General features: G+C 41.9%; 7 protein-coding genes. 4 read left to right on the forward strand and 3 right to left on the reverse strand.

The features are described 5' to 3' along the window. Positions 1-82: 82 nt before the first annotated feature. From NG798_RS22050 to NG798_RS22065, 4 genes are all read left to right on the forward strand, one after another. Positions 83-1366, forward strand: a complete 1284-nt coding sequence (locus NG798_RS22050; protein WP_261225861.1) for a dihydrolipoamide acetyltransferase family protein — start codon at positions 83-85, stop codon at positions 1364-1366. A 257-nt stretch (positions 1367-1623) separates the two neighbouring features. Next, entirely contained in the window at positions 1624-2625 is a 1002-nt protein-coding gene (locus NG798_RS22055; protein WP_261225862.1) for a zinc-dependent alcohol dehydrogenase family protein, read from the forward strand. Positions 2626-2856: 231 nt separating this feature from the next. Continuing rightward, the gene (locus NG798_RS22060; RefSeq protein ID WP_261225863.1) at positions 2857-4542 is read left to right on the forward strand and encodes a methyl-accepting chemotaxis protein; all 1686 of its coding nucleotides are present in this window, start codon (positions 2857-2859) and stop codon (positions 4540-4542) included. Between the two features lie 216 nt (positions 4543-4758). Continuing rightward, positions 4759-6924 carry a pentapeptide repeat-containing protein gene (locus tag NG798_RS22065; protein WP_261225864.1) on the forward strand — a complete coding sequence of 722 codons (2166 nt, stop codon included), beginning with the start codon at positions 4759-4761 and terminating at the stop codon, positions 6922-6924. 2 nt (positions 6925-6926) lie between these two features. Here the strand turns inward: NG798_RS22065 and dcm are convergent, their stop codons facing one another. From dcm to ilvN, 3 genes are all read right to left on the reverse strand, one after another. Next, positions 6927-8225, reverse strand: coding sequence for a DNA (cytosine-5-)-methyltransferase (gene dcm, locus NG798_RS22070; RefSeq protein WP_261225865.1), 1299 nt, complete (start codon positions 8223-8225; stop codon positions 6927-6929). Positions 8226-8237: 12 nt separating this feature from the next. Further along, complete coding sequence (locus tag NG798_RS22075; protein ID WP_261225866.1) at positions 8238-9197, reverse strand: DNA cytosine methyltransferase; 960 nt, start codon at positions 9195-9197, stop codon at positions 8238-8240. Positions 9198-9329: 132 nt separating this feature from the next. After that, entirely contained in the window at positions 9330-9851 is a 522-nt protein-coding gene (ilvN, locus tag NG798_RS22080; protein WP_261225867.1) for an acetolactate synthase small subunit, read from the reverse strand. Between the last annotated feature and the right edge of the window lie 565 nt (positions 9852-10416).

Consider the following 10416-nt stretch of genomic DNA (forward strand, 5'->3'; position numbering starts at 1 on the left):
CTAAGCCCTTGGCTTTCCCTTTTCAGGTAAAATGAAGTTTGCTTTGTTTTTGTAATATGTCGATTCGGAACGCAACACCACCATGATTCACGAAGTTTTCATGCCGGCTCTTAGCTCCACAATGACCGAAGGCAAAATTGTGTCTTGGGAAAAATCCCCTGGTGACAAGGTACAAAAGGGGGAGACGGTGGTGGTGGTCGAGTCTGATAAGGCGGATATGGATGTAGAGTCTTTTTATGAAGGCTATCTAGCGACGATTGTTGTGCCGGCGGGGGAGGCGGCGGCGGTGGGTTCGACGATTGCGCTTTTGGCGGAAACCCAGGAGGAAATTGAGGTTGCTAAACAGCAGGCTTCGGCTTCTTCTCCTGCTAAGGCGGCGACACCGGCCCCCCAAAAAGCTCCTGAACCGGTCGCGGCTGCTCAACCGGCTCCTGTGGCGGCTGCTGCACCCCAAGCTGCTACCCAAAATGGTCGCATTGTCGCTTCTCCCCGTGCGAAAAAGTTGGCTAAGGAGTTTGGCGTTGAGTTGCAAGGTTTACAAGGCACTGGCCCGCACGGTCGAATTGTCGCGGAAGATGTGGAAGCAGCAGCCGGTAAGGCAAAAGCTCCGGCTCCTGTGGCGGCTCCGGCTCCTGTGGCGGCAACACCGGCAACGCAAGTTAAAGCAACTCCAGCACCGGCACCGGTCACTCCGGGTCAAGTGGTGCCATTTAACACCCTGCAAAATGCGGTGGTGCGGAATATGGTTGCCAGTTTGGAAGTGCCTACTTTCCATGTGGGTTATACGATTACCACTGATGGTTTAGATAAGCTTTATAAGCAAATTAAATCCAAGGGTGTAACGATGACTGCGCTGTTAGCAAAAGCGGTGGCGGTGACGTTACAAAAACATCCCTTGCTTTATGCGAGTTACACTGAGCAAGGAGTGCATTACAACTCTGGAATTAATATTGCAGTGGCGGTGGCAATGGAAGGCGGCGGTTTGATTACGCCGGTTCTCCAAAATGCAGATCAGTTAGATATTTATTCGCTTTCTCGCAATTGGAAAGATTTGGTTGATCGGGCTCGCGCTAAACAATTGCAGCCGGCAGAATACAGCACCGGCACCTTTACTTTGTCGAATTTGGGAATGTTTGGAGTTGATCGTTTTGATGCGATTTTACCCCCCGGACAAGGTTCGATTTTAGCTATCGGTGCATCCCGTCCTACGGTGATTGCTAATGAAGATGGGATGCTTGGTGTACGCCGGCAAATGCAGGTTAATATTACTTGCGATCACCGGATTATTTACGGTGCCGATGCGGCGGCATTTTTGCAAGATTTGGCGAAGTTAATTGAGTCGAATGCTCAATCTTTAACGCTGTAATTTTTGATTGGCGTGGGGGCACGGGTTGGGGCTGGTACTCCTGCACGGCCCCTACATTTTTTAAAGATAGAGAGTTAAATAAAATTTGCTATTTTTGGTGAATGATTTAAAATAGCTAGAAATTGTAATTTCTACTAAATTTGTTTATAATACTTTTTGTTGGGAGTTTTTTTTAACCGCATCCTATAGCAGATAAACGCGGATAGGTTAATTGTTAAACTGGATTTGGTATTAGGTGCTATCAAGGAGTCGAAACAATGCGTGCAATGGTAATGATAAGTGCTGGAGAACCAGATGTTTTACAACTGCAAGAAGTTAGCAAACCGGCTATCGGAAATGAAAGAGAAGTTTTGGTAAAACTAAAGGCTGCGGGGATTAACCCAGTTGATACAAAACTCCGCAAAAAAGGTACATTTTACCCAGATAAAAATCCGCAAGTTTTGGGATGTGATGGGGCCGGTGTTGTCGAAGAAATTGGCAGCGGGGTGAGCAAATTTCAACCCGGAGATGAGGTTTATTTTTGTTTGGGTGGATTGGGTGGCCCCAAGGGAAATTATGCAGAATATGCGGTGGTGGATGAGCGATTTATTGCTAAAAAACCACAATCTTTAAGTTTTGCAGAAGCGGCGGCGGCACCTTTGGTTTTAATTACGGCGTGGGAATCTTTGTATGATCGCGCACGCTTACAAGCCGGTCAAAAAGCGTTAATTCATGGCGGTGCCGGTGGGGTTGGTCATGTAGCAATTCAACTGGCAAAATTGCAAGGTGCGGAGGTTTTGACGACGGTAGGAACGTCAGAAAAAGCGGAGTTTGTGCGGGGTTTGGGTGCTGATGTAGCGGTGCTTTATAAGGAAGCTGATTTTGTTAAAGCTACGTTAGATTGGACGAATGGCGAGGGGGTTGATGTGGCGTTTGATACGGTTGGAGGGGCGCTGTTTTTTCAAACGGTGCCGGCGGTGAAAATTTATGGCGATTTGGTAACAATTTTAGATATTGAACCGCAGTATGGAAATTTGAAGGAAGCAAGAATGCGTAATTTGCGACTAACCCAAGAAATTATGCTGACTCCGATGTTAAAAAATATGGTGGATGCGTTGCAAGATCAGGCAAAGATTTTACAACAATGTGCGCGGTTAATTGATGAGGGGAAACTGAAAATTAATTTGAGTAAAGCTTTTGCCTTGGCAGAGGCGGCGGAGGCGCATAAGTTATTAGAAGCCGGTTCTATGACGGGTAAAATTTCTTTAGTTATTGAGTAACCTGTAACCTCTCTCCCTACTACCTCGCCGGTGGTGGGGAGGGGGAAAAATTCAACAGCGAATAGAAGTTTGCTTGTTTTTATAAGTTTCCACTTAAGTAAGGCATAAGTTTTATCTCTAGGCATACGACCGTACTAAAGATTGTGGCAGTAAGATAGTTATCCTGAAGATTTTTTTGGTATTTTTTAAAAAAAAGTTTATAAAAGAGATATCCCCTAAATAAAGCCAACTATGATGAAGGAAACCAGGCTCCCCACAGAATTTGTTTACACAGTAGTGGCGATCTCTATCTTGCCATTCCTGCTAAATCTCGTAGGCATAAGTTTTGCTTCTCTACAACCTCCGTTAAACCCGTCAACTCTTCTTGATCTGAGCGCTTCTCAATTGTTCGATACGCTGCACCATTCTTTATTCGGCAGCTTTACCCACACCACCTTAGAATGGATAGCGATTTCTACAGCATTCCTTACAGGAGCTTTATCCTTTGCTCACTTTGCCATTAAACGCGATGTAGTGACTCCCATTATCGGGGTAGCGCTATTATTTGCGGGCAGCATGGATGCCTTTCATATCTTAGTAGCTGATCGCATGATTGAAGGTGTAACCAATAATGAAAACCTTGTGCCTTTTACCTGGGCGATTTGTCGTTTATTTAATGTCGTAATTTTGATTGTAGGGGTAGGGACTGTCTTAATCATCAAACCACAAAACGGGCGCGGCAATTTTAAAATTGTGGCTTTTGCCATTATCAGCTTTGGATTACTGGCATTGGCAACTATTTTGTTTGTTATGAATAGCCCGATTTTACCGACGACAATCTTCCCTGATCAGCTAATAAAACGCCCTTGGGATTTGATGCTTTTGGTGTTATTTATGTTTGCTGGCGCGGTGGTATTTCCCCAATTTTACGAGAGATATCCTAGCTTATTTTCTTATTCTTTGGTTGTGAGTACGATTCCGGCGGTGATCACACAAGTGCATATGTCTTTTGGGTCTACCGAGTTGTTCGATAATGATTTTAATGTCGGGCATTTCCTGAAAATAATTTGCTACTTAGTTCCGTTCATGGGGTTGATTTTAGATTATGTTCAAACCTATCGCCAAGAGGCAATGGTCATCAAGACACTAGCCAATTCTTCTACCTTACTAGCTAAAACTTTAGAACACCAAGAACAAATGGCAATCCAACAATCAGCAGCAGTGAATCAAACTACTAACACAATGAATGATTTAGGCAATTTTTCTCAAAAATCAGCACAGCAAGCACAAGTTGCGGCTGATACTGCTAAACAGGTATTGAATTTAGCAGAAATAGGGAAAAATGCAGTAAGTAATACCTTAGCAGATATGGCAAACCTTAAAGAAAAAGTAGGGGCTATATCTAAACAGATCATGCGTTTAAGTGATCAGACAACTTTAATCGGCAACATTACTTTGGCTGTAACAGACTTAGCAAATCAGACTAATTTGTTGGCTTTAAATGCCTCAATTGAAGCGGTTCGCAGCGGAGAGAATGGTAAAGGATTTGAAGTTGTGGCTAAAGAAATTCGTCAATTGGCCGATCAAAGTAAAAAATATTCCCAGGAAATTAATAGTTTAGCGACCGACATTAAAGCAGCGATTAATTCAACGGTCAAGGTTAATGCTCAGGGTAGTGAAACGGTAGATCAAGGGGTAAAAAATGCTCAATTTACTGCTGATACTTTTCTAAAAGTAGCCAAAGAGATTAACAGTATCGTGCTTAGTAGCCAGGAAATATATTTTCAATATAAACAGCAGGAAATTGCTATCCAGCAAGTAATTGATTCGATGAATTTTCTCAATGATGGAGTCGCCCATACTGCTACTGGAATTAGTGAGACTAAACTCGGTCTTCAAGACGTGGAGAAAGCTTTGTTACTTTTGGTTGAAACTTGAAATTATCTATCGACTAAAGAATAAGGGTGCTTTTTAGTAGGTCAAAGAAGTTGTTAGGGGCTAGAGAAGGAGATTTAAACAATGTCCTCCTAGCATATTTCCCTGGTGTCAAAAAAGAAAGTTGTAGTAAAGACGCGATGCCGGTCATACTCAAAAGGCAGGCGTAATCTGATTTCGCTTGTGATTTTATTGTTATTTACTTTATAATTAAGAAAAATGCGCTGGTTTATTCAGTTAGTAATTCTTGTTTTATTGGCCCTATTATTAGTGATTTTAGCAGCCAATCCAACCGCTTATGCAGCACAGCAAAACCGCACTCCCTTAACTTTAGAACTTCTTCAAGATCGCGTCAAGAACCAAACCTTAATAGACGGAAATCGCACCATTAATCTGCGAGAAACGATTATCGATTTACGGCCAAGCAATGCAGAATTTAGAGAGCAATTTTATCAAATATTAAAAACCCAACTCAACCGGCCCGGAACTCGCATCAATTTAGATTTGAGTTCTGCACTCATTCAAGGAGACTTCAATGGCAATGATTTAGGATTAAGATTACCTTTGCTTGGCGAATCATTATCCTCCCTATTTAGCCCCACAGAATTAGAACAACTCCAGCGAGATCGCCGCCGGTTATCTTCCTTGCAACAGCTATCACGTTCGCTGTTAGGAACCGAACTTATCGAACCGCTACAACTAACAGTTTTTCGCGGACAAATTAAACTACAGAAAACCCGTTTTGCGGGTAATTGTAATTTTAATAATACTTTTTTTCTCGAAAAGATTGAAGCACAAAATAGTCAATTTTTGCAGAGTGCCGGTTGGGTACAAACTCGCTTTAGCAAAAGCGCAAACTTTACCGGTGCCGTTTTCAACGAAGCAAATTTTCGCGGCAGTATCTTTTTCAACAAAGCCAACTTTAACCAAACGCAATTTTTAGATACAGCCAACTTTGCCGGCACCAACTTTGAAACCGGCGTCAGTTTCAGCCTAAGTAACTTCAAACAACCGGCAAAATTTAGTCGTTCTCACTGGCAAGGAAACGCCGATTTTTCTCAATCAATTTGGCAAGAAAGTGTAGACTTTACCAAATCAGAATTCAACCAAGCCTTATTTTTAAGTAATACCACCTTTAAAAACACCCTCTCCTTTCGCGGCAGCATCTTCAACCAACCCGTTAATTTACGCGGTGCAAGCATCTTAGATCGCGCTGATTTTAGTGATAGCGGTTTTGCCAAAAATGCTTTTTTAAACGTTGACAGCTTAACCTTTGACTCCAACAAAGCAAAAATTGTCGGCAATACCGGCGAAATAGGCAAAGAGCTTTTTGTGCCATCCATCCAAGGCAATGAAAACCTCCTCAGAAACTTAGTACAAAACTTTCGCTTACAACAACAAATCCCCGATGCTAACCAAGTTGAATACACCAAAGCTAAATTAAAAAGTAGGTTGATTTTTGAGCAAATTTTTGGAATTAACCTTAACACTACCTCCCGCGAAAACTTAATCAAAATAGGCTTTTCTCCCACCCAAACAGATGCCATCATATCCCGAAGAATAAAACAACCGTTTCGCAATTTATCAGAAATTTTAAACTTAGATTCTGTGGATCTAGCAACCTATGTAAAAGTCCGCGAAAAAATCATTGCTGGGGTGCCGGTTTTCCCTCGCATAGAAATTTTTTATCGTATCTCTACAGCCTTGGGATGGTTAAGTTTAACTGTAGTGTTATTATTGAGCCAATTTGGTACAAATTCCTCCTTAGTTTTCGGGATAGGAATAGTAGCTATCGCCTATTTTGGCTTATTATTTTGGTTAATAGATCGATGCCGGCGCCGCATCCCCAAACCTATCTTGGCAACCCAAAAAGAAACAATCTGGATATTAAGCAGTTTTTTATCTTTTGCCGGTGTTGGTTTACTCGCCATTTTTCGCAGCGCCGATCAACCTTGGCTAAGTTTAACTTGTTTAACCGTATTTTGCGGCCCAATACCCTTATTTTTAGTGATAGAATTATATCGTCGCGGACGCTACCACGACTTAATTAATGTCAGTTATTTTGTCGAGGAAGGCAGTTTAAGACAGCTACGGTTAATGATAGGAAGACTGCCAATTATTCCCCGCTTTCCCATGTTCCGAGAACGCTACTTGCCGCTGTTGTGGGATCGCGGATGGAATTGGCTAAACTACTATGATTTTAGTTTTAATAACTTCCTGAAAGTCGGTTTTAATGATATCCGTCTGCGAGATGAACATATCCCCGGATTAATTAGTACCTTAATTTGGTATCAATGGAGTTTAGGAGTGCTGTACCTCATCTTATTATTTTGGACACTTTCGCGCACTATTCCAGGGTTAAACTTATTGATTTATTTGAAATAAATTTACCCCAATGATACCAACAAAGGAACTTTATCTACATCCCCTATAAGATTGATCAAAGTATCCTCAGCCACAGCTTTAACTACATTTACACTCACAGAATTACCCAATTGATAATAAGCTTTATTATCGTTAGGGTGCAAGATAAAATTATCAGGAAAACCTTGCATTCTGGCAGCTTCGCGGGTGGTGATGCGGCGGACTCGGTTGTTATGATAAATTCCTAGCCGGTTTGCATCACTCGCAACCAAAGTAACAGATATCTTTGCCGGATCTAAAAACTTATAAACTTCAAAAGAAAAATTACCGGAAACCGGCTTATATTTTCCATCTACGAGGCTAAGATATTTTTTTGTCACCAAAGACTCAAGGAGAATATCGAGGTTGGGATGCTCAAAAAAAGAGGCGATTTGTTCTTTCGTTAACAGCTTTCCGTCTTGGTGTTTGCCAAATTCTTTATTCCTTCTTTTGAGGATAAATTTATTCATCAATTCAATTTCTGCCGGTGTGCAACTTCCCCGCAGCCCCAACTCCCAAGAATGCACCGATTTTCCGCCCCGATAGTCTATCAAACGAACGCCATGCAAGCGAGTTAAATCATTATTACAATATTGCTTTAAAACTTCCACAAATTGTGGAGAACAATCATATTTAGGATCGGGGTTATCTTCTAGGATATCCGCCACAGTGACGTTTTTTTTAGGCTGAGAAAATAAAGAGAGTTGTAAGGGGTTATAGGAGTGCGAATCTTTGGGGCCAACATCTGAAATTAAGCTAAATTTTGGTGAAGCTTCTAAAATTCCAACTATATAAATTCTGACGCGGTTTTGGGGCAGTTGAAAATTCGCACTGTTTAGCAAAAAAAAGTCAAAACTGTAGCCTCTTTTAACCATTTCGTGTTTAATTGTAGCGACGGTTCTGCCTTCATCGTGGGAAAATAAACCCCGGACATTTTCAAAAATTAAGGCTTTGGGTTTGTGGTTATTATCAATGAGGCGCATAATTTCAAAAAAGAGGGTACCTCTGGTTTCGCCAAAACCTTCTTTTTTACCGGCATAGGAAAATGTCTGGCAAGGAAAGCCGGCTAATAAAACATCACAAGCGGGCATTTCGTGTAGTTGTCGAATATCTCCCACCGGCCTATGATTAAAGTTAGTTTCATAGACTTTTTGAGCATCTGAATTAATTTCGCCACTTAAAACACATTCTGTATCTATTTTTAAGGTTTTTGCAGCTTCTTCAAAGCCTAATCTGATGCCACCAATGCCGCAAAATAAATCAATAAATTTTAATTTTGGCATTTTTTGATATCCTCAAAATAGAGGTAAACACAATTGCACCGGCATCGTTTCCACAATCTTCTTAACACCCAGATTCTCAGATTCCATTATATACTCAATCAAACACCGGCCCACATATTCCGCTAACTTCACCGGCACAGCATTACCAATCATTTGTTCTAAATCAGTCTTACTTCCCTCAAAAATAAAGCCTTTAGGAAACGTTTGGATATAGCTTCTTTCAATTGTCGTTAAAGGTCTAATTTTCTCAATATCCTGCGAAGAATCCCCCGGATGAAACTGATAATTTTTAGGAATAGGCCGGTTAACTCCTCTTACCGTTGGACTTGGTTCATCTATGGAAAAAATACCCCGACGCTGATAGCTTCTCGGATGCCGGTAATAATATTCAACCCCCAAACTTTCCCCTAAATATTCTCTCACCGTTAAAGGCCGGCCCGCCAAATTTCTCAGCAAATAAGGCGTTATCTTTGCCTCATCTCCCCCCAACTCCCCCACACAAAAAAACCGTTTCCGTTTCTGCGGAACTCCACAAAAACTTGCATCTAAAACTTGCTCACTCAACCCATATCCAGCCGCTCGTAAAATCTCTTTTGCAACCGCGTATTTTGCGCTTTTTTGTATTCTTTCTACATTTTCCATCACAAAAAAAGCCGGCTGAATTTTCGCCACAATTTCCGCAAAACAAATCGTTAAATCACTTCTGCCTAAAGACTCATCCCGCTTTCCTGCACTCGAAAAATCTTGACAGGGTGGCCCGCCAATAATCACACCGGGTTTAAACTGTTCAATTTCTTGGATATTATTCTGCCAATCTACTAAATTAGCTAAATAAATTGGATGTGTAAAATTACGCTCATAAACCTTAATTGCCGGTGTCCAATTCTCAAACGCCGCTACTACCTCAAAACCGGCATTTTGAAAGCCTAACGATAAGCCACCACAACCTGAAAATAAATCAACCACCCGCATTGTTCAACTCCAAAAAAAAGCCGGTGGGGACACAGTAATCGCAATAGTCGCAGGCGAGACGCCTGCGCCACTGGGGTATTCATTGTAGGGGCAATTTCCCTGGTTGCCCCTTTTCAAGAAATCAAAAAACCCTTAAACAATCTTCGCTTCCAAAGACTTAAGAAACTCAGTATTAACCCCAGATTCTCGCGTTAAAGCAATTTTGCCGGTGCGGGCAATTTCTCTGATTCCAAACTTATTAAGAACCTGAACAATTGCCACCATTTTACCAGGATCTCCAACCACTTCAAGAGTTAAAGATTCCTCAGCAACATCCACAACACGCGCCCGGAAAATTTGCGCTAACTCCACAATTTCCGAACGAGTTGCACTATTTGCATTCACCTTTAATAACATCAACTCCCGCTCAACACAAGGAGTCTCCGTAATATCTTGAACCTTCAAAACATTAATCAACTTATAAAGCTGCTTTGTAAGCTGCTCAATCACGCGGTCATCTCCCGGCACCACCATCGTAATCCGAGAAACCCCCACCTGTTCCGCCGGCCCCACCGCCAGACTTTCAATATTAAACCCCCGGCGGGCAAACAAACCAGCAATTCGGGTCAAAACCCCCGCCTCATCTTCAACCAAAACCGAAAGAGTATGTTTCATAAATTCCAGCTAACGCCAGCTTGCGTTAACAAAACTTTAGACAATAAAACCTGTGACTTAAGCCCAATTTTAACCCTACACAGACCCTTTGATCCAACCCTTATCACCATCTCATCATCTCGGTAGGTGGCCATCGGCATCTACCCAAAGCATCAGGCCGGTAACATTGTCAGTAACTACAATAAATCCCCAACAAGAATAAAAGTTTGCTTGACGGGTGCCGGTGGGCCACTTGATTCTCCCAAAGGTCGAGATATCAACCCGCGCTTACTCTAGGTCATCGAATAACTCATCCGGTACTACGCACTTAGACGCAATAACAAGTTCGGCTTCAACTGCTCGCTTAATCAACACAAGGCAAGCTTCATTGTCGAGGGTGCTTATCTGTTTGATGATTTCGTCTGTTAATTCGAGTTTGGTTGGGTGAATGGTTGTCTATAAATAAATTCCAGTAAAACATCGAAATTAACAGAAAGTTAAAGGGCAAGAAAAAGTTCAAACCAAGCACTGATTTCTGGAACAGAAGTTAACGCAGGGAGAAAAATATAACACTCTCCAGTCGAGA

Source organism: Ancylothrix sp. D3o, assembly GCF_025370775.1.
In the GTDB taxonomy this organism is placed as follows: domain Bacteria; phylum Cyanobacteriota; class Cyanobacteriia; order Cyanobacteriales; family Oscillatoriaceae; genus Ancylothrix.